The sequence below is a fragment of the Methanobrevibacter sp. genome (assembly GCF_051877095.1).
Classification (GTDB): domain Archaea; phylum Methanobacteriota; class Methanobacteria; order Methanobacteriales; family Methanobacteriaceae; genus Methanocatella.
This window is the reverse complement of record NZ_JBJEIO010000012.1, coordinates 1-19,475: the sequence shown is the minus strand read 5'-3', so window position 1 is coordinate 19,475 and position 19,475 is coordinate 1. Positions and strand designations below refer to the sequence as shown.

At 29.1% G+C, this 19,475-nt stretch carries 22 protein-coding genes; 21 read left to right on the top strand and 1 reads right to left on the bottom strand.

Annotated features, from left to right (window positions below; genetic code table 11):
- Window positions 1-32 precede the first annotated feature (32 nt).
- The 16 genes from cbiQ to ACI389_RS06995 all read left to right on the top strand — a co-directional run bounded on the left by cbiQ (window position 33) and on the right by ACI389_RS06995 (window position 10,757).
- Window positions 33-728 (top strand): cobalt ECF transporter T component CbiQ, encoded by a 696-nt coding sequence (gene cbiQ, locus ACI389_RS07070; RefSeq protein WP_439780835.1) that lies wholly within the window; start codon window positions 33-35, stop codon window positions 726-728.
- Complete coding sequence (locus ACI389_RS07065; protein ID WP_439780834.1) at window positions 729-1,562, top strand: ATP-binding cassette domain-containing protein; 834 nt, start codon at window positions 729-731, stop codon at window positions 1,560-1,562.
- Window positions 1,563-1,658: 96 nt separating this feature from the next.
- Window positions 1,659-2,117, top strand: coding sequence for a riboflavin synthase (gene ribC / locus ACI389_RS07060; RefSeq protein ID WP_439780833.1), 459 nt, complete (start codon window positions 1,659-1,661; stop codon window positions 2,115-2,117).
- Window positions 2,114-2,836: a glycosyltransferase family 2 protein gene (locus ACI389_RS07055; protein ID WP_439780832.1), complete on the top strand. Its 723-nt coding sequence runs from the start codon at window positions 2,114-2,116 to the stop codon at window positions 2,834-2,836. Before ribC ends, ACI389_RS07055 begins: the two co-directional genes overlap by 4 nt.
- A 4-nt stretch (window positions 2,837-2,840) precedes the next feature.
- Window positions 2,841-3,188, top strand: coding sequence for a DUF2304 domain-containing protein (locus tag ACI389_RS07050; RefSeq protein WP_439780831.1), 348 nt, complete (start codon window positions 2,841-2,843; stop codon window positions 3,186-3,188).
- Window positions 3,189-3,191: 3 nt separating this feature from the next.
- A complete protein-coding gene (locus ACI389_RS07045) occupies window positions 3,192-3,860 on the top strand; it encodes a (Fe-S)-binding protein (RefSeq protein WP_439780830.1) in 669 nt (222 codons plus the stop codon).
- On the top strand, window positions 3,850-5,052 hold the full coding sequence (locus ACI389_RS07040) for an LUD domain-containing protein (protein WP_439780829.1): 1,203 nt from the start codon (window positions 3,850-3,852) through the stop codon (window positions 5,050-5,052). The genes ACI389_RS07045 and ACI389_RS07040 overlap by 11 nt, the downstream gene beginning before the upstream one ends.
- Before the next feature lie 104 nt (window positions 5,053-5,156).
- Window positions 5,157-5,870: a (5-formylfuran-3-yl)methyl phosphate synthase gene (locus ACI389_RS07035; RefSeq protein WP_439780828.1), complete on the top strand. Its 714-nt coding sequence runs from the start codon at window positions 5,157-5,159 to the stop codon at window positions 5,868-5,870.
- Between the two features lie 13 nt (window positions 5,871-5,883).
- On the top strand, window positions 5,884-7,368 hold the full coding sequence (guaB, locus tag ACI389_RS07030) for an IMP dehydrogenase (RefSeq protein ID WP_439780827.1): 1,485 nt from the start codon (window positions 5,884-5,886) through the stop codon (window positions 7,366-7,368).
- A 261-nt stretch (window positions 7,369-7,629) separates the two neighbouring features.
- The gene (gene rpl37A / locus ACI389_RS07025) at window positions 7,630-7,899 is read left to right on the top strand and encodes a 50S ribosomal protein L37Ae (RefSeq protein WP_067041681.1); all 270 of its coding nucleotides are present in this window, start codon (window positions 7,630-7,632) and stop codon (window positions 7,897-7,899) included.
- A 3-nt stretch (window positions 7,900-7,902) separates the two neighbouring features.
- Complete coding sequence (locus tag ACI389_RS07020) at window positions 7,903-8,034, top strand: DNA-directed RNA polymerase subunit P (protein WP_069575157.1); 132 nt, start codon at window positions 7,903-7,905, stop codon at window positions 8,032-8,034.
- A 42-nt stretch (window positions 8,035-8,076) separates the two neighbouring features.
- Window positions 8,077-8,562 (top strand): ribonucleotide-diphosphate reductase subunit beta, encoded by a 486-nt coding sequence (locus ACI389_RS07015; RefSeq protein WP_439780826.1) that lies wholly within the window; start codon window positions 8,077-8,079, stop codon window positions 8,560-8,562.
- On the top strand, window positions 8,555-8,821 hold the full coding sequence (locus ACI389_RS07010; RefSeq protein ID WP_439780825.1) for a KEOPS complex subunit Pcc1: 267 nt from the start codon (window positions 8,555-8,557) through the stop codon (window positions 8,819-8,821). Before ACI389_RS07015 ends, ACI389_RS07010 begins: the two co-directional genes overlap by 8 nt.
- A gap of 27 nt (window positions 8,822-8,848) precedes the next feature.
- Window positions 8,849-9,196 carry a prefoldin subunit beta gene (locus ACI389_RS07005; RefSeq protein ID WP_439780824.1) on the top strand — a complete coding sequence of 116 codons (348 nt, stop codon included), beginning with the start codon at window positions 8,849-8,851 and terminating at the stop codon, window positions 9,194-9,196.
- A 22-nt stretch (window positions 9,197-9,218) separates the two neighbouring features.
- The gene (locus ACI389_RS07000; RefSeq protein ID WP_439780823.1) at window positions 9,219-9,512 is read left to right on the top strand and encodes a DUF3194 domain-containing protein; all 294 of its coding nucleotides are present in this window, start codon (window positions 9,219-9,221) and stop codon (window positions 9,510-9,512) included.
- Between the two features lie 555 nt (window positions 9,513-10,067).
- Window positions 10,068-10,757, top strand: a complete 690-nt coding sequence (locus ACI389_RS06995; RefSeq protein WP_439780822.1) for a HisA/HisF family protein — start codon at window positions 10,068-10,070, stop codon at window positions 10,755-10,757.
- Here ACI389_RS06995 and ACI389_RS06990 read toward each other — a convergent pair.
- Window positions 10,749-10,928, bottom strand: a complete 180-nt coding sequence (locus ACI389_RS06990) for a hypothetical protein (protein WP_439780821.1) — start codon at window positions 10,926-10,928, stop codon at window positions 10,749-10,751. The two genes, ACI389_RS06995 and ACI389_RS06990, sit on opposite strands and share 9 nt — an antisense overlap.
- A 108-nt stretch (window positions 10,929-11,036) precedes the next feature.
- Between ACI389_RS06990 and ACI389_RS06985 the strand changes: the two genes are divergently transcribed.
- From ACI389_RS06985 to ACI389_RS06965, 5 genes are all read left to right on the top strand, one after another.
- Entirely contained in the window at window positions 11,037-11,885 is an 849-nt protein-coding gene (locus ACI389_RS06985) for a cation diffusion facilitator family transporter (protein WP_439780820.1), read from the top strand.
- A gap of 183 nt (window positions 11,886-12,068) precedes the next feature.
- Window positions 12,069-12,953, top strand: a complete 885-nt coding sequence (gene pdxS / locus ACI389_RS06980) for a pyridoxal 5'-phosphate synthase lyase subunit PdxS (RefSeq protein WP_439780819.1) — start codon at window positions 12,069-12,071, stop codon at window positions 12,951-12,953.
- A 20-nt stretch (window positions 12,954-12,973) separates the two neighbouring features.
- Window positions 12,974-13,786, top strand: coding sequence for a PfkB family carbohydrate kinase (locus ACI389_RS06975; RefSeq protein WP_439780818.1), 813 nt, complete (start codon window positions 12,974-12,976; stop codon window positions 13,784-13,786).
- A 14-nt stretch (window positions 13,787-13,800) separates the two neighbouring features.
- A complete protein-coding gene (gene pdxT, locus ACI389_RS06970; RefSeq protein WP_439780817.1) occupies window positions 13,801-14,385 on the top strand; it encodes a pyridoxal 5'-phosphate synthase glutaminase subunit PdxT in 585 nt (194 codons plus the stop codon).
- Window positions 14,386-14,555: 170 nt separating this feature from the next.
- Window positions 14,556-19,475: DUF4011 domain-containing protein (locus ACI389_RS06965; RefSeq protein WP_439780816.1), on the top strand; the 4,920-nt coding region annotated here is incomplete at its 3' end.

Here is a 19,475-nt window from a genome sequence, read left to right as displayed (position 1 = left end):
ATTTTTCTTTTTTTTAAATATTTAGTGATTTTATGAAATTTGACATGGATTATATTGCACATAATAATGCTTTAACAGAAGTAAATCCTTATTTTAAGTTATTTTTAACAATAATACTTTTAATTACTACATTAGCATTGGATAATTTATATTTTGATGTAATAATTTTTATTATATTATCTATTGTCATATTAACCATTGCTAAAATTGATTATAAATCTTATTTGAAATTTTTATCAATTCCAATGGCTTTTCTTATTATAACTTGTATATTTTTAATATTCTTCTTTGGAAAAGGAGATGTTATATATGAAACAGGTGTATTTGGTATTGTAGTTACTACTGATTCTTTACATTATGGTGTTTATACCTTTATGAGGGTATTAGGATGCCTTCCTTGTTTAGGATTTTTAGCTCTCACAACACCAATTGCAAATATTCTAAATTGTTTAAGGACTTTGAAAGTTCCTAAAATTTTAATAGAAATAGCACTTTTAATGTATAATACAATTTTCATATTTTTAAATGAAATTGATACAATGCAAAAAGCACAAGAGACTAGACTTGGATATCATTCTTATTTTTCTTCAATTAAGTCTTTAGGTGCCCTTGTAAGTACAATATTTTTAAGATCTCTTGATAAAAGTGAAACTCTACAACATTCTTTAGATTCAAGGGGTTATTATGGTGAACTTCCAGTTTACAAACCAAGAAAAAGAGATGATTAAATGTTAGAAATAAAAAATATTAAATATTCTTATAATACAAATTACCAAGCACTTAAAGGAGTAAGTTTAAAAATTAAAAAAGGAGAAATTGTAGCTCTTTTAGGTAAAAATGGTGCAGGTAAATCTACTTTATTTCTTCATTTAAATGGAATCTACAAACCAGATGAAGGACAAGTTATGATTGATGGTGAAGAATTAAAATATGATAAGAAATCTTTACTTAAAGTTAGACAGAAAGTTGGTATTGTATTTCAAAATCCTGATGACCAAATATTTGCTCCGACAGTTGAGGAAGATGTTGCATTTGGACCTCTTAATCTAGGATTGCCTATGGAGGAGGTTCAAGATAGAGTCGAAGAGGCATTAGTTCGTGTTGGAATGTCAGGATATGAAAAAACTGCTCCTCATCATTTAAGTGGTGGACAAAAGAAAAGAGTAGCTATTGCAGGTATTCTTGCAATGAAACCTGAAATAATGGTTTTAGATGAGCCTACCGCAGGTCTTGATCCTCAAGGAGTTGTTAGTTTATCTAAATTATTAAAAGAACTCAATGATGAAGGAATTACAATCATAATTTCCACACATGATGTTGATTTAGTTCCAAATTATGCTCAACGATTGTTTGTTTTAGTTGATGGTTTATTGATTGCTGAAGGTACTCCTAAAGAGATTTTTGCAAAGCCAGGAATTTTAGAACAGGCAAATTTAAAGGTTCCAATTGTTACTGAAATATTCCAAAAACTTGAAAATGAAGGTTTTGACATGGAAGGGGATTATCCACTAACAGTTGATGAAGCTAAGGATAAGTTTTTGGAATTATTATCTAAAAACTAATTTTTTTTGAATTCTAATTTTTTATAATTTTAATATTTAAAATTACTTAAAACATTTATATTAATAAAAACATAATTTTTTTTAAGGTGAATTTACATGAGAATTGGAATTTGTGATACAACTTTTGCTCGTTTTGATATGGCTGGAGCAGCTATTGATGAGCTTAAAAAGAATGCTTATGATTTAAAAATAATTCGTCAAACAGTTCCTGGGGTAAAAGACTTACCAGTTACTGCTAAAATTCTCATTGAGGAAGAAAACTGTGATATTGTAATGGCACTTGGTATGCCGGGTCCAATGCAAAAAGATAAAATGTGTGCTCATGAAGCATCAACTGGTCTTATTAATGCACAACTCATGACAAATAAACATATTTTAGAGGTATTTGTACATGAAGATGAAGAGGAAGATTCTGTTGAACTAGCTAAACTTGCAGAGAATAGAGCACGTGAACATGCGCAAAATTTAATTAAAATGATGTATCATAGAAAAGCAATGAGAAAAGAAGCTGGAATGGGAATGCGTGAAGGAAAAGAAGATGCTGGACCATTATGAGATGGTGTAAAATGGGATTTGGAGTTAGTGAAGAAGATAAGAAAAATACTTATGTTATTCTTCCAGCATATAATGAATCTACAAGAATCCAACCTGTAATTGAAAAGATTGCAGAAAAAGGATATAATATGGTCATTGTTAATGATGGTTCTTCAGATAATACTCTAAAGGTCATCAAAGACTCTCAAAGAAAATATCCTAACCAGATTTTTATTTATTCTCATATGATTAATCGTGGTGTTGGAGTAGCTATGCAAACAGGTTTCGAGGCTGTTTTAAAATACAATCCAAAATATATTGTTAATATGGATTCTGATGGTCAACATGATGTTGATGATTTGGAAAATGTGTTGGAACCATTAATAGAGGGTAGGGCTCAAGCAGTAATAGGAGTTAGACCTTTAAAAGATATGCCTTTGACTAGAAATATAGCTAATGCAATAATGAATCTTCTTACAAGAATATTTTATAGAGTTAATGTAAGTGATTCTCAAACTGGATTTAGAGCTATAACAATTGATGCTTTAAGGAAAATAGAAATTAATTCTAGAGGATATCTTATCTCTTCTGAATTCATACGTGAAGTTAATGATAATAAAATTCCATTTGAGGAAGTTGAGATAAAAACAATATATACTCCTGAAACTCAAGCTAAAGGAACTAATACCAGTGCTGCACTTAAAATTTTATTTCAAATGATTAAACATCAGTTTAGGTGATTAAATGTTATTTTATTCAATTGTATTTCCAATAATATCTTTAATTGTTATTATTTGGCTTTTACTTAGGTATTTAAAAGGAAATGATTCTTTAATCTCAGTTATTTTATGGTCTGTATTTCTAATTATTGTTAGTATATTTTCAGTTTTCCCTAATGCTAGTACGACATTTGCTAAATTGTTCGGTATAACTCGTGGATTAGATTTTATAATTATAATCGTATTTGCAGTTTTAGTATACACAATTTTTAAATTATATTCTAAAATCGATAAATTAGAAGATAACATGAATAAAATAGTTAAAGAAGTAGCTTTAAACAATGAAATATCTCTTATAGATGAAGAGGAATGAAACATGCTATATTTTAGAGGATGTACTGCAAGAGAGAAATTAACAAATATTCAATCTGCAACTGAAAAATTATTAAGATTAGCAGGTGTTGATTACCATATTTTAGATGATGAAAAGTGTTGTGGGTCAGTATTAATTAGAACAGGTTTTCTAAAAGAGGCTAAAGAACAAATTAAAAAGAACACTGAAATTCTTAAAGGAGAAACTATCATTACTTCATGTGCAGGGTGTTATAAAACATTAACAGAGGATTATGATGGTTTAAATGTAATTCATATTTCTCAATTACTGGATAAACTAATTAAAGAAGGTAAATTAGATTTATCAAAAATAGAATTTGATGTTACTTATCATGATCCTTGTCATTTAGGACGTCACTGTGATGTTTTTGATGAGCCTAGAAGTGTGATTAAATCTGTTGCTAATCTTGTTGAGATGAAAAATATTCGTGAAAATAGTTTGTGTTGTGGTGCTGGTGGTGGTGTAAAATCAGCTTATCCAGAAATTGCAAACCAAATTTCAAAATTAAGAATTGCACAAGCAGTGGAAACTGGTTGTAAAACATTAGTTACTTCATGTCCTTTTTGTAAACTTAATTTAAAAAATGATGATATAGAAGTATTGGATTTAACTGAGTTTTTAGTATCATATGGTGGTTTAAATGAAGAATAGTGAACTTGAAACAATGAGAAAATCATTTAACACTGTTAAAAATAGATCAAACACTCTTAAGGATTCACCATCTACCAAAAGATTAATATCAAGAGTTTATGAAATCAAAAAATATTCAATTGAAAATAATGAAGAATTACTTAATCAGGTTTTCGAATCATTTAAACGTAATGGTATTGATTTTAAGATTGTTGAAACTGCAGATGATGCTTTAAAAATAATTGATGATTTGCTTGTGGAATATGAGTGTAATACAATTGCAAAAAGTAAATCTAATACATTAGGTGAAATTAATCTTAAAGACCATTTGTCTAATAAAAATATTGATGTTGTTGAAACAGATCTTGGAGATAGAATTTTACAACTTAAAAAAACTGATAATAAACCTGTTCATCCAACAGGTCCTGCTTCACATTTAAATGTGAATAATATTACTGAAATTGTAAATGAGTCTTTAAATGTTAGTCTTAATCCTGTTCCAAAAGAAATTATGGAAACTGTAAGACATGATGTTCTAAAACGTTTAGAAAATGCAAATGTAGGTATAAGTGGAGCTAATGCAATAGCATCAGAAGAGGGTTCACTTGTAATGGTGCATAATGAGGGTAATATTTCAATAGTTTCCCTAAAAGATTTGCATATAATTGTAGCTGGAATTGATAAAATTGTACCTACATTAGAAGATGCAATTTCAATTGTAAAACTTGAAACAATCTTCGCTACTGGAAATTATGTAACTTCATATATGAATGTAATTTCTGGACCATCAAAAACAGCTGACATTGAGAAAAAACTCTTAAAAAAAATGTATGGTGCTGAAAAAGTCGTTGTCATCTTACTTGATAATGGAAGAAGTGATGCAGTACCTGAATGTCTTTATTGTATTGGATGTGGAAATTGTGTTGTTCATTGTCCAGTATATAATGCAGTTGGAAATGAATTTGGATTTAATAATTATTTAGGTGGTCGTGGTGTTGCAATGTCAAAATTCATTGAAGATGATGAGACATGTTATGATTCAGGATTATATATGTGCACATTATGCGGATTATGTACTTTAAACTGTCCAGTTAGCATTCCAACTAATGAAATCATTGAAAATATGAGAAAATTATCAACTGATGTTGGTTTTTATCCAAAAGCCCATGGAACTATTAAATATAATGTTTCTCATAAAGACTCTCCATACTAATTTTTAAAACATCTTTTTTTATTATATTTTTTTAAAAAACAATAATATTATATGTAATAAAATAGTAATATTAATATATTATAATATAATATTGGAGGGTATTTATGCTTCTATTAATAAGTCCTATAAATCGTGAAGAAGCTCTTGAATCTATTAAAGGTGGAGCAGATATTGTTGATGTAAAAAATCCTAAAGAAGGTTCTTTAGGTGCTAATTTTCCTTGGGTAATTAAGGAAATTAGAGAATTAACTCCTGAAGATAAGCTTGTAAGTGCTACTTTGGGTGATGTACCTTATAAACCAGGTACAGTTTCTCTTGCAGCAATGGGTGCTCATGTTTCTGGAGCAGATTATATTAAAGTAGGATTATATGGAACAAAAAATCATGATGAAGCTGTTGAAGTCATGGAAAATGTTGTTAAAACTGTAAAAGAAATAAGTGAAGAAACTATTATTGTAGCAGCAGGATATGCAGATGCTCACCGTGTGGGTGCAGTTGGTCCTATGGAAATTCCAAAAGTCGCAAAAGATGCTGGTTGTGACCTTGCAATGTTAGATACTGCTGTTAAAGATGGTCATACTTTATTTGATTATTTAGATTTAGATCAATTAAAAGAATTTGTTGATGAAGCTCATGGGTATGGTTTATTAACTGCACTTGCAGGTTCTGTTAAAAAAGATCAATTAAAACAATTAAACGACATTGGTTGTGATGTTGTTGGTATTAGGGGAGCTGCTTGTGTGGGTGGTGATAGAAACACTGGTAAAATACATCATATTGCGGTTGCTGAGCTTAAAAAATTATGTGACTCATTTTAAGTAGGTGTTATTAATGTCATTTTCTAAAAAAGTTCAAGAAGCAAGAATGTCTTATACTTTTGATGATTTTCTTTTAACTCCTAATGCAAGTTATGTTGAACCAAAAGACATTGATACTAGAATTACATTAGGAAAAGGAATTAAATTAAATATTCCAGTTTTAAGTGCAGCTATGGATACTGTAACTGAAGCAGATCTTGCAATTGCTATGGCACAAGAAGGTGGAGTAGGTGTGATTCATAGGAATATCACACAAGAAAGACAGATTGAAGAAGTTAAAAAAGTTAAAAACGCTGAAGATTTAACAATTCGTGATGTTATTACCATAAATCCTAATTCCACTATTGCAAATGTTCAAGCTAAAATGCAAGATGAATTAATCAGTGGTCTTCCAGTTGTTGATGGTGATAAAATTATTGGCATTATCTCTAAAAGAGATATTAGACCAGTTTTAAAATCAGATCCTAATAAAACTGTAAAAGATATTATGACTTCTGATGTTGTAACTGTTGAAGAAGGAGTTACAGCTGAGGAAGCATTAAATGTTGCTTATGAAAATAAAATAGAAAGACTCCCTGTTGTTCGTGATGATAAATTAGTTGGAATTCTTACTATTAAAGATATTTTAAATCAAGCACAATATCCAAATGCTGCTCGTGATAAGGAGGGTAACTTTTTAGTTGCTGCAGCTTGTGGACCATTTGATTTAGATAGGGCAATGGCACTTGACCAAGCAGGTGCTGATATTATTTCTATTGATTGTGCTCATGCTCATAATATGAATGTTGTTAAATTCACTGAAACTATTAAAGATAATATTGATGCAGAATTATGTGTTGGTAATATTGCAACTGCTGAAGCAGCAGAAGACTTAATATCTATGGGTGTAGATGCACTTAAAGTTGGTATTGGTCCTGGTTCAATGTGTACTACTCGTATTGTAGCTGGTGTTGGTGTACCTCAATTAACTGCTATTTCTGATGTTGCTGATGCAGCAGAAGGTAGTGGTGTTCCTGTTATTGCAGATGGTGGTATTAGATATTCTGGTGATGTTGCTAAGGCTATTGGTGCTGGTGCAGATGCAGTAATGCTCGGTAATTTACTTGCAGCTTCTCTTGAAGCTCCAGGTGAGATTGTTGTTATGAATGGAAAACAATATAAAAAATACCGTGGTATGGGATCAATGGGTGCAATGACTAGTGAATTTGATGGTGGAGCAGATAGATACTTCCAAGGTCAAAAAAGTAAAATGAACCATACTAAATATGTTCCTGAGGGGATTGAAGGTGCTGTACCTTACAAAGGAACTGTTGCAGAAATTTTATTCCAATTAATTGGTGGATTAAAATCATCCATGGGGTACTGTGGTGCTAAGGATATTGCAGCTATGCAAGAAAAAGCTAACTTTGTTAGAATTACTAGTAGTGGTATTAAAGAATCTCACCCTCATGATTTGTTAATTACTAATGAGAGTCCTAATTATCCAACTCTTGACTAGTTTGATATTATTTATTTTTTGATGAGACAAGCATATAATATAAAAGATTTATAGGAAATAGTTTTTTCTCATCAGAATTTTCATATTTTTCATGTGAAAACGTGTTTTTTTCTTAAAATCACCTCTTTTAAGAAAACCTTTAAATATTAGTAAGTATAATATTACCATATTAGATAATTTTATGTTTATTTGACATAATTAGTGTAAATTAAATAAATTTACATATTTTATTAAATTTTATTATTAACGGAGAGAATATAAATGGCAAGAACTAAAAAAGTTGGTATTACAGGAAGGTTCGGTGCAAGATACGGAAGAAAAGCTAAAAGATCTGTAAAGATTATTGAAGAAAACATGAAAAAAGATCATGTTTGCCCTAAATGTGCTAGACCTTATGTTAAAAGACAAGCTGCTGGAATTTGGAAATGCAGAAAATGTGGTGCAGTATTCACTGGAGGAGCTTACATTCCACAGACTCCTATGGCAAAATCTGCAGCACGTAGTATTAGGGATATTAAAGTGGAGGAATAGGCCTTGTATAGGTGTCCAAGTTGTGGAGCAGAAGTAGATCATAAAAGTTACATGGAAAATAAATGTCCTAAATGTAGATATAGGATTTTATTTAAAAATGTGCCTGAGACTACTAGAATAATTAAAGCAAGATAATTCATCTGCTTTCACTAAATTTCTTACTATTTTTGATTTAAAATGTTAATTTCAACTTCTAGAAAACCTTCTCAAAAAACTAGAAAGTTTTGTAAGAACTTAGCTCATGCTACTGGTTCAACTTCTGTTAACAGAGGTAAAATGAATATGCGTGAGTTATTAATTAAGGCATTAGAAGTTGAAGAATATAATTTAGCCATTGTAAATGAAATTAAAGGAAATCCAAGTAGAATTTCATTTTACTCTAATAAAGGTGAGTTATTATTAACACTAATTATTGGGGCATCTGAAGAAAATGAAAAAATGAATATTGCTCCTTCTCAATTGAAAATAGTTTCTAAAGTAAAAGAACTGAATATTTTAAGTGAAATCTTAGATATGGAGTTAGTAGATAATGCTGAAAGTAATTATGTGCTAATTTCTGAAAGTGAGAATTCATTAGCTAATATTAACTTCGTCAATAAATTTGGTGATATGAATAACTTTAAAATTATTGTTAAAAAGATTTTAGAGGTTTCAAATGATTGATGAAAGTCCTCTTGAGAGGGTTAGAAGTAATATAGTTATTGAACTTGAAGATAATACTCAAGCTAAAATTATTTATGATTCTATTATTTTAGAATTTAGTACAGCTCCTGATTTTAGATCATCTATGACTATTGATTTAGATGGGTCTAATATTATAATTAACATAGATGCTGAAGATTCCACATCGTTTAGAGCTTCTATTAATTCAGCTATCAAGTGGATTAAATTAGCTTTAGAAATAAATAATTTAACAAGTTAATTCTTATTCAATAATTAAGGTGATAATATGGAGATTCCTGAAAACATTCAAGAACAATTAAATCAATTTCAACAATTACAACAACAAGCTCAAGCTATAAGCATGCAAGTTCAAAATGTTGAAATTCAAATTCAAGAAACTGAAAAAGCTTTAGAAGAACTCAAAAAAACTGATGAATCTGCTGAAGTATTCAAACAAGCTGGTACTTTACTCATTAAAGTTGAATATGCAGATGCATTAGCTGACATGGAAGATAAATTAGAAACTTTAGGTTTAAGAAAACAAACCATGTCCCGTCAAGAAGAAAGAGTTATGAAAAAACTTGAAGAAATGCAAACTTCTATTCAATCAGTTATGCAAGGTATGAGCCAATAGGCTTAATACTTTTTCTTTTTTTATGATTTTTATGTCAAAATTAAAAATATTATCACAGGATGATTTATCCACTATTTCTGATAACTTTGGAGAAATCCTTGAAAAGGAAATTTCAAAATCAATTTCCATGAAAGAATTGGAAGATTTAGATTTAGATATTATTCTCAACTATGAAAATGAGCAATTAGATGTTAATGTTGATGTTGGGGTTTTATTTGATGAGCTTTCTGAAATCACTCAAGATCAAGTCATGCAAGCTATTGATGAGGCTTATTTAAAGTTTGATTCATATATTGATGATAATTTTAGAGTATAATTATTTTTTTTTAAATTTTTATGTATTACTTTTACTGTATTTTTTATTATAATAAGTAATACTTATTTATAAAAAAGTATTTATATGATTAAGGTCAACTATTATGTAGAGTTTGGAGTAAGTTTTATTGTCATATAAATTGAATAAATAAATATAATTTCTATCTTTCTATTTCCCTCTTAATGCTTCAAACTTTGTTTTTTTTTTTAAATGGGATTTGTCAACTTTATTTTAAAATTTTTTTATTGTTTTTAGATATCTAAAATTTGTTGTTTTATTTGTTTCATATTTTTATTGATTATTGTTAATTTTATTCTAAGTTTTATAGATGTGTAGTTAATTTTTTCTTTTTTTATTAAAAATTATTTATTCAAGTCTACTTTAATTTTTCTAAATTATAGTAATATTTATATAGTATGTGAATTAATCTATTAATAGAGATTTATATTAAAATTATCTCTAATTGGTCATTATTTTTAGTACTTTGGATGAGGTTAAAAAATGTTTTACTCATCCTCCCCCATATTTTAATACTAGTTTTATATAATTATTATCATGATTAAAAAAATTCCAGTTATAGATTTAAAACAGCATCAAGCAGTAAGTGGTAAGTCTGGAAATAGAGATACTTACCAACCATTAAGAACAATTTTTGCAAATTCAGCTAATCCAGTTGAAATTGCCCAAGGATTAAAGTTAAATGGTGCAGATGAAATGTATATTGCTGATTTGGATTTAATTGAGTCATTAGGCCATAATATTAATGATATTAAAATGATTAATACAATTTTACCAGTAATATTTGATGGGGGAGTTAAAAATTGTGAAAGTTTTGAATTTTTCCTTGATTATGCCTACAAAATTATTATTCCAACTGAAACAATTGAAAGCATTGATGAGATGAGAAAAATCTTTGATAAGTATCCTAAAGAAAGGATTGTAATTAGTGTTGATGTTAAAAATGATGAATTGTTTGCAAAACATTTGGATTTAAACTTGTCTGAATTTAAAGAAATTTTAAAAGAACTTGATCCTAATGAAATTATTCTTTTAGATATATCTGGTGTTGGCACTGAAAAGGGATATAATGAAAAATTACTTGAAGAATTTGGGGATTTAAAAGAAAAATTGATTATTGCTGGTGGGTTAAATAAAGACTCTTTGGTTGAATTAGAGTCATTAGGTATAAAAAAAGTGTTAATAGGAACTAGTTTACACTCTGGTGAGGTTAAACTTTTAGATTAGTACACTTAAAACTACATAAGGGAAAACACAAGCTATAATAAATAAAATAATACCTAAAGCTAATTTACTATTGCTGTTTTCTAAAGATCCAGAAATAATCATTACTATTCCAAAAAATCCACAGATTACTGGAAGAATATGAGAAAATATTGTTGTTCCAATCATCGCCATTTTAAATCACTATTATAATTTACATTTTTCAAATTATATAAATATAACTTAATTAATAGTGCGTTTTTTAATAAGTTTTTTATTATTGTAATTTTATATAATATATTTATGAGAATTGATACGCATCATCACCACAAGAAAGCAGGTGAAAATTTAGCATTTGTTTTTTTTATGAATTTAACTTTTAATATAATTGTTATTGTAGGAGGCCTTGCAACAAATAGTATGGCGATTCTTGCTGATTGTATTCATGATATGTCAGATACGATTTCTATTGCTTTTGCATGGTTTTTAGAGCATGTTGCTCAAAAAGACTCAAGCGATAAATATTCTTATGGTTACCAAAGATTTTCAATTCTTGGTGCAGTGATAATATCTGTTTTTGTTATTTTTATGGCATTATTGATTCTTAAAGAAGCTATTCCTAGATTATTTGTTCCAGAAATTGTTGATGCTGGTGGAATGCTTTTAATAGCTATTGTTGGATTGGTATTTAAATCAATTTCAGTTTATCGTTTGCATGATGGTGAGACATTCAATGAAAAAGCAATTTTATTGCATCAATTAGGTGATGTATTTGAGTGGGTTGCTGTTTTAATATTAAGTTTGATTTTAATGTTTTGGAATGGTGCTTCTTATTTAGATCCTTTTATATCAATTGGTATTGCTTTATGGTTATTATTTAATCTTGGAAGGAATTTATATAAATCTTTTGAAGTATTGCTTCAAAAGACTCCGAATCATTTTGATGTTAAAGAATTTAAGGAAAATGTTCTAAGTATCAAAGGTATCAAATCATTCGATGATTTTCATGTTTGGTCACTTGATGGAATTGATTCAGTGTTGACATTAAAAGTTTCTATCGATGATTGGAACAACCAAGAAAAAATTAAAGAGGATATTTACAGTATTGCATCTGAATATCATATTGTGGATATTACTATTGAATTTGATTAATTGCTTAATATTTATTCATTAATCTCATAGTACACTTTTGTACTATGTTTAAATCTATATTAGGATAATATTATATAGTTTTAATGGAATTATTTATTTTATAGGTGGTTTAGGAGTAAAATTTATTAATGTAGGAATTTTATATTAATACTTGTTATAATATTAGATAATGGAGAAAATTACATGGTAGAAAAAGGAACTGATGTATTGAAAGAAGGTTTTGCTAAAATGACAAAAGGTGGAGTTATTATGGATGTAGTAAATGCTGAACAAGCAGCAATTGCAGAAGATGCAGGTGCTGTAGCAGTAATGGCTCTTGAAAAAGTACCTGCAGATATTCGTGCTGCTGGAGGAGTAGCTAGAATGGCAGATCCAACAATTGTAGAAGAGGTTGTTGATGCAGTATCTATTCCTGTCATGGCAAAAGCTAGAATTGGTCACATTGCAGAAGCACAAATTTTAGAGACTCTTGGTGTGGATATGATTGATGAAAGTGAAGTACTCACTCCTGCTGATGAAGAATATCATATTAACAAAAAAGAATTTACCATTCCTTTTGTATGTGGTGCACGTAACTTAGGTGAAGCATTAAGAAGAATTGATGAAGGTGCAGCTATGATTCGTACTAAAGGTGAACCAGGTACTGGAAATATTGTGGAAGCTGTACGTCACATGAGAATGGTTATGGGTGAAATTAGAACTGTTCAAGGAATGGAAGAGGAAGAAATCTGGAAGTATGCAAGAAAAATTGAAGCACCAATTGAACTTGTTAAAAAAACAGCAGAGCTTGGAAAATTACCTGTTGTAAACTTTGCAGCTGGTGGTATTGCAACTCCTGCAGACGCATCCTTAATGATGCAATTAGGTTCAGATGGTATTTTTGTTGGTTCTGGAATATTCAAATCAAATAATCCAGAAGCGTTTGCAAAGGCTATTGTAGAAGCAACTGCAAACTATGATAATCCTGAAGTATTGGCTGAAGTATCCAAAGGATTAGGCCAAGCTATGAAAGGTATTGAAATGTCAACTTTAAATGAATCTGACAGAATGCAGGATAGGGGAATTTAAATTCCTTCTATTTTTTTAACATGACTTTAATTATTATTGGTCCGGTAACACATGATTTGGTTGTTATAGGTGATAAAAGAAAATATAAAGTTGGTGGAGCTACTTATTTTCAATCTTTTGTTTTTGAAAAATTTTATAATGATTATCTAACTATTGTAAACTGTTCTGATGAAAGTATAATTGAAGAGTTTCCTTCAAAAGATAAAGTTAAGGTAATTTTAAAAGATGATACTCATTTTTTCATAAATAACTATTCAAATGCATATAATATGGATTGTAGGGATCAATTAAGTAATTTTGCTCAAATACCCATACTTAAAAGTGATTTAGAGGAAATTTTACCTGAAAATATTGATGGATTTGTTATCAATCCTCTTAACAGGTATGATTTTCCAACTGAAACAATTGATTATTTAAAAAGTTTTAATGTTCCTATTTTCTTATCAGTTCAGGGATTTTTACGAATTCGTGATGTTGAAGTAAATGAAAATTACGCTATCAAATTAGATACTTTTGATAATTTGAGTACTATTTTAGAGGGGGTTTCTTCAATATTTTTAGATGAATACGAAGCAAGCATAATTGGAATTGACTTTGATGTAGATGAGATTATTATAACTGATGGAAGTAGGGGATCTAGAATAATTTCGAATAATCATGAAACTAAAATTAATGCAGTCAAATGTGAAAACATTACAGATGCAACAGGCTGTGGAGATACTTATATGGCAGCATATATTTCTAGGAGATTAAATGATTATTCTATCAAACGTTCTGGTGAATTTGCCTCTCAAATTGCTAGTGAAAAATTAACTAGATTTGGGCATTATTAATTTTAGGTGTTATCATGGTAAAAATAGGAATATTGAATTTACAAGGTGCTGTAAGTGACCATTATAATATGACACGTAGTGCAGTAGAGAACATGGGAGTTGATGTTGAAGTTGAATCTGTACGCTATGCAGAGGATGTTGAAACATGTGATGGTTTGATTATTTCTGGAGGAGAAAGCACTGTTATTGGTAAATTAATAAAACAAAGAGGAATTGACAAAGTTATTAAAGATAATAATATTGCAGTTTTCGGAACTTGTGCTGGGATGGTGTTGCTTAGTAAAAAAACAGATTTTGATCAACCATTAATAGGATTAATGGATATTACAGTTAAAAGAAATATATATGGTAGACAAAAAGATTCTTTTGAAAGTCCAATATCTATTTTTGGTAAAGAATATTTAGGAGTATTCATTAGAGCTCCGGCACTTGATAGTTATAATCATTCAAAAGAAGATATTAAAGTTTTATCTGTTTTAGATAATGAAATTATAGCTATTCAACAAGGACCACATATAGCTATTTCATTTCACCCAGAACTTACTGGTGACACTCTAATTCATGAATATTTTATTGGTGAAGTAATGAGAAGAGTTTGAATAGTTTATATTTTTTATTTTTTTTAAATTATTATTTTATTCTAGTCAAAAATTCATTAATTAAATTTATTTTTTTTCTTAAAAATCATTGTTTAGAAACTTTTATTAATTAATATTATTATATTTATATAATGTATTTTTCAATTTTTTAAACACTACCCAGGGTCATTATGTTAAACAAATCATCTAATATAATCGAAAAGGAATTTAAAAACTTACGTAAGGAATTATTAGATTTAACTTTAAGAAATCCTCTTCTTAACTTTAAATCAAGGGCAAAAACCATTACTATAGTAAATCAGACTCCTTCAAATCTTTTTCAAACATTAGTTCTTCAAGATAATAAAATGTATTTTGTAGCTAATAAAAAGGATAAAAAGGAGGAGAAGTCATCTGTATGGGATCATATTCCATTTGATTTTTCAAAGTTTTCAGAAGGAGATAAGAAATTAGCTACTGATTTAACTCCAAAAGAACTTCAAAAAAGATTATATTATATAAATAATCAAGCAAAAACAATGCTTCAAGAACAAGGTTATAATATCTTGTATTTAGCTATTGGTTTTCTTGAATGGGTGGATAAGTCAAAACCAAAACAAAGAAATAGTGCTCCTTTAGTGTTAATTCCAGTTGCAATGGAAAGGAAAAAAGTTGGTGAATCATTTAATCTTGAATGGACTGGAGAAGATATTCAAACTAATATTTCACTTAAAGCTAAATTATTAGAAGCAGGTATTGATTTTCCTGATTTTGAATTTAAAAGATATGGTGAAGTAATTGATCATTATATCGCTAGTGTTCGTCGTTCTATTAGTGGAATGGATGGATGGATAGTTAATGATAATGTAGCTTTAGGTTTTTTTAGTTTTACAAAATTTGTAATGTATAATGATTTAAATCCAGAAGCTTGGGAGGATAATGTAGATTTAACTAAAAATGAATTAATTCAATCTATTTTTAATCCTGCTAAAAATGATCATGATGCTTTTAGGGAAGAAGAGATTGATTCAAGGTTAGAATATCAAAATATGTATCAGGTTTTAGATGCTGATTCATCTCAAATTGCAGCTATTCAAGATGTTAAAGCTGGACGTAACCTTGTTGTGGAAGGACCTCCAGGAACTGGTAAGTCACAAACTATTGTAAATCTAATTGCTGAATTGCTTGCTGAAGGTAAATCAGTTTTATTTGTATCAGAAAAAATGGCTGCACTTGATGTTGTAAAAGATAGATTAACTGCAGTTGGTCTTGGTAAATTTGTCCTTGAATTGCATTCACATAAAACAAGAAGAAAAAAATTTCTTAAAGATTTACAAAAAGCTACTAATGTAAGGTCTCAAGAACCATTGAACATTGATCAAACTACTCGTAAATTGGAAAATTTACGCAGACAGCTTGATGATTATTCTCAAATTATTCACAAGCCTGTATTTGATGTTAATTTATCTGCATTTCAGTTATATGGTATGAAAGAATCTGCAGATGATCATTTTGCGACTAAAAATATGTTAATGCCTTTAGTTAGGTTTGATAATCCAGAATCTATTACTTTAAAAGATTTGGATGATATGAAAATAGCTTTGGAAAATTTAGCTGAGTTATATCAAACAATTTCTAAGGAAAATCCTTGGAGTAAATGTTCTCCTAAAAGCTTGCTTCCTGCAGATTTAAGAGAAATTGAAATGTTAATTGGGGATTCATTGTTTTCTCTTGATAATTTCTTAGTTGAACGTGGAAGAGTTTATGATATTTATGGAATTAAAAAGCCAGATACCTTAAATGAATTCCAGAATTCTCTTTCAGCTTTTGAAATGATTAAATCTCAAAATGCAGAATTGATAGATGGAAGTATATTGAAGTCAGGTGTATGGGATAATAATAATGATGATGCATTTAAATTAATTCAAGAGCTAGAAAGATATCAAAAATATGCTGGGGCTTTAAATAAATTTAATCAAAGTATTTTCCAAGCAGATATTGATAGATTAATCTATGAGTTAAGAAACATTTCTAATAAAAAATTCAGATTTTTTAATAATAAGCAGCATATTGAGCTTGTTGAAAGATTTTATTCAGTACCTGTTTCTGGAAGTGCTGATGATATTATAAGAGAGTTACAAGAAGTAAAAGCGATAATTAATATGAGGAAAGTTCTTGAATCTAATAATACATTAGGTCAAAAATACTTTGGTGGATATTGGCATTTAAATGCAAACATCAAGGATTTAAAAGCTATTGCAAAATGGATGCATGAATTTACCGCACTTGTACATGAAGGAACATTTTCTGATAACACTATTGAACTAATGAGTAAAGATTTATTTGATATTAAACCTGAACGAGATCTTGCAGATTATATTGATGCTGGTGAAGAATTTGTTCGTGTATTGTCAAAGCTTAAAGATAAATTAAATCCAAGAAGCAAATTAATCTTTAAAAGAGAAACAGGTGATGTTCCATTTGAAGCATGGAAAGAGCAATTATATAATTGGAGAGGGCAGTTATCTAGTCTTCATTTATGGTCTCAATATTTAAATACTAAAAACTCACTTAAATCATCCAATGCTAAAATGTTTGTAGATTCAATTGAGAAAAGAAACATTAAAAAGGAAGATGTTGGAGCATTAGTTGATGGAAATTTTGCAGATTCACTTTTAAATATATTATTTGTTGAAAATCAGGAACTTGCAACATTTGTTGGGGAACTTCATGAAAATAGGATTCGTGAATTTAAAGATTTAGATAAGCAAATTTTAGTATTGAATCGTAAAAGGATTTATCAAAAATTAAACAGCAATATTCCAAAAATCTTTGGTGGAACTGAGAATCCTCAAGCTAAAATATTAGCTGGTGAATTTACAAGAAAAAGTGGGCATATGCCAGTTAGAAAACTCTTAGAAAAAACTGGTGGAATGATAAAACAGATTAAACCTTGTTTTATGATGTCTCCTTTATCAATTGCACAATATTTAGACCCAACAAATGAAGAACTACAGTTTGATGTTGTTATTTTTGATGAAGCAAGTCAAGTAAAACCTGAAGATGCATTAGGTGCATTTATGAGAGGAAAAACCGCTGTTGTTATGGGAGATACTCAACAATTACCTCCAACTTCCTTTTTTGACCAAATGTCTGATACAGAAAGTGATGAAGAAGAGGCAACTTCATTAGATATGGAAAGTATTTTACATCTATGTAAATTATCATTCCCGGTTAAAATGCTTAAATGGCATTATCGTAGTCGCCATGAATCATTAATTACAGTTTCAAATAGTGAGTTTTATGACAATGATTTATTAGTTTACCCTTCACCTTCACATAATGATCCAGAACTTGGTTTGAAGTTTCACTATAATCCAAATACTGTATATCATAGGGGTTCATCCTCTGCTAATCCTTTGGAAGCTCAAGATGTTGTGGAAGAGATATTTAATCATTTTGAAAAATATGGTGATACAAAAAGTTTAGGTGTTGGAACATTTTCTGTTGCTCAAAAAAATGCAATTTTAGAGGCTTTGGAAGTAAAACGTAAAGAAAGACCTGAATTTGAACCGTTATTCTCAGACAATAAAGATGAAAGATTTTTTGTTAAAAACCTTGAGACAATACAAGGTGATGAAAGGGATGTCATATTAATCAGTGTAGGTTATGGGTATGATCAAGATAGAAAAATGTCTCTTAACTTCGGTCCTTTAAATCAAAATGGTGGTGAAAGAAGACTTAATGTTTTAATTACAAGGGCAAGAGAAAAATGTGTTGTTTTCTCAAACTTTAAAGCTTATGATATGAATTTAACAGCAAATCCACCATATGGTGTGAAATCTCTTAAAGAATTTTTGGAATATGCTGAAAACTTGACATTGGGAACTGTTAATCAAGATTCTTACTTAAAAGAACCATTTGAAGATGCAATAGCTAGTTTTTTAGAAGAAAATGGTTATTCAGTTGATAGGCAAATTGGCTGTGCAGGATTTAGAGTAGATCTTGCTATTGTTGATGATGAGAATCCTGGAAAATATATACTAGGAATTACAACTGATGGTAAAATGTATTCATCAAGTAAAGTAGCACGTGATAGGGATAGATTACGTGAACAAGTATTAAATGGTCTTGGATGGAAACTTTATCATTTATGGTCAACTGATTGGTATAGGAATAGAGATTTAGGACGTAAAAAACTATTGGATTTTGTTCAAAAATCAATTAGTCAAACTCGCGAAGAAGAAAAACGTAAATCTGAAGAGGAAAAAAAATTAGCTGAAAAAAGAAGATTGGAAGCAGAAAAGAAAGCTGAAGGGTTACGTATCGCACGTGAAAAAGAAGAAGCTGAGAGGAAGGCTAAAGAAGAACAAGAAAACAATAATGAAATAAATATTGAAGATATTGGTCCAGTAGATTTTGTTGAAGTCGAAAAAGTTGATGATGGGGATGTATTGGAAAAACCAATTGATGTAGGTTCAATTGATCCTTCTGAGTTCTTTGAAGATGAATCATTACAAAATACCTTAAACGAGAATAATACAATAAATGAAACTACTTCTGAATTTGTTAATGTTAAATTTTATGATGAAGATTCTCAGGGTATTGATTTTGAAACACAATATGAATCAAATGAATTTGGTGATGAAGTCAAAGGAGATTCTAAAGTTGGATTAAATATCAATGAACTGGATAATAATGATGATGAAATTTCTCAAGAAAACAATGTTGAAATTGAAGAAGACTATGAATATTCTGATGAATCAAATAATATTTCTAAAAAACTTTCTGATAAATTCAAATCATTTTTAAATTTTGATGAAAAATCTGGAGAAAATAGTCATTCTTCCGTCTCAGCTTTTAAATCTAAAAAAGAGTTGAGTAAAAATTCAGATGAAACATCTTCTGAAATAAATGATAATTTTGATTCAAAAGTTAATGAAACTACTGATGATGAAATTGTTGAAAAACATTCTAAGGATTTAAATTCAAAAAAAAGTCCTGCTTCAAATTTTAAAAAACCAAAATTTAGCAATAAAGTTGATTTAGAATCTGTTGATTTTATTGTTGTTGATCATAGTAATGATAAGGAGTCTAAAGAAGTATCTGAT

Excerpts from the sequence above, each read along its gene's own strand:
- ACI389_RS07055 (WP_439780832.1), top strand. The coding sequence starts at position 2,114 with ATGAGATGGTGTAAAATGGGATTTGGAGTTAGTGAAGAAGATAAGAAA.
- ACI389_RS07040 (WP_439780829.1), top strand. The coding sequence starts at position 3,850 with ATGAAGAATAGTGAACTTGAAACAATGAGAAAATCATTTAACACTGTT.
- ACI389_RS06975 (WP_439780818.1), top strand. The coding sequence starts at position 12,974 with ATGACTTTAATTATTATTGGTCCGGTAACACATGATTTGGTTGTTATA.
- ACI389_RS06990 (WP_439780821.1), bottom strand. The coding sequence starts at position 10,928 with ATGGCGATGATTGGAACAACAATATTTTCTCATATTCTTCCAGTAATC.
- ACI389_RS06995 (WP_439780822.1), top strand. The coding sequence starts at position 10,068 with ATGATTAAAAAAATTCCAGTTATAGATTTAAAACAGCATCAAGCAGTA.
- ACI389_RS07065 (WP_439780834.1), top strand. The coding sequence starts at position 729 with ATGTTAGAAATAAAAAATATTAAATATTCTTATAATACAAATTACCAA.
- ACI389_RS07005 (WP_439780824.1), top strand. The coding sequence starts at position 8,849 with ATGGAGATTCCTGAAAACATTCAAGAACAATTAAATCAATTTCAACAA.
- ACI389_RS07050 (WP_439780831.1), top strand. The coding sequence starts at position 2,841 with ATGTTATTTTATTCAATTGTATTTCCAATAATATCTTTAATTGTTATT.
- ACI389_RS07035 (WP_439780828.1), top strand. The coding sequence starts at position 5,157 with ATGCTTCTATTAATAAGTCCTATAAATCGTGAAGAAGCTCTTGAATCT.
- cbiQ (WP_439780835.1), top strand. The coding sequence starts at position 33 with ATGAAATTTGACATGGATTATATTGCACATAATAATGCTTTAACAGAA.
- ACI389_RS06985 (WP_439780820.1), top strand. The coding sequence starts at position 11,037 with ATGAGAATTGATACGCATCATCACCACAAGAAAGCAGGTGAAAATTTA.
- ACI389_RS07015 (WP_439780826.1), top strand. The coding sequence starts at position 8,077 with ATGTTAATTTCAACTTCTAGAAAACCTTCTCAAAAAACTAGAAAGTTT.
- ACI389_RS07000 (WP_439780823.1), top strand. The coding sequence starts at position 9,219 with ATGATTTTTATGTCAAAATTAAAAATATTATCACAGGATGATTTATCC.
- pdxT (WP_439780817.1), top strand. The coding sequence starts at position 13,801 with ATGGTAAAAATAGGAATATTGAATTTACAAGGTGCTGTAAGTGACCAT.
- guaB (WP_439780827.1), top strand. The coding sequence starts at position 5,884 with ATGTCATTTTCTAAAAAAGTTCAAGAAGCAAGAATGTCTTATACTTTT.
- pdxS (WP_439780819.1), top strand. The coding sequence starts at position 12,069 with ATGGTAGAAAAAGGAACTGATGTATTGAAAGAAGGTTTTGCTAAAATG.
- ACI389_RS07045 (WP_439780830.1), top strand. The coding sequence starts at position 3,192 with ATGCTATATTTTAGAGGATGTACTGCAAGAGAGAAATTAACAAATATT.
- rpl37A (WP_067041681.1), top strand. The coding sequence starts at position 7,630 with ATGGCAAGAACTAAAAAAGTTGGTATTACAGGAAGGTTCGGTGCAAGA.
- ACI389_RS07010 (WP_439780825.1), top strand. The coding sequence starts at position 8,555 with ATGATTGATGAAAGTCCTCTTGAGAGGGTTAGAAGTAATATAGTTATT.
- ribC (WP_439780833.1), top strand. The coding sequence starts at position 1,659 with ATGAGAATTGGAATTTGTGATACAACTTTTGCTCGTTTTGATATGGCT.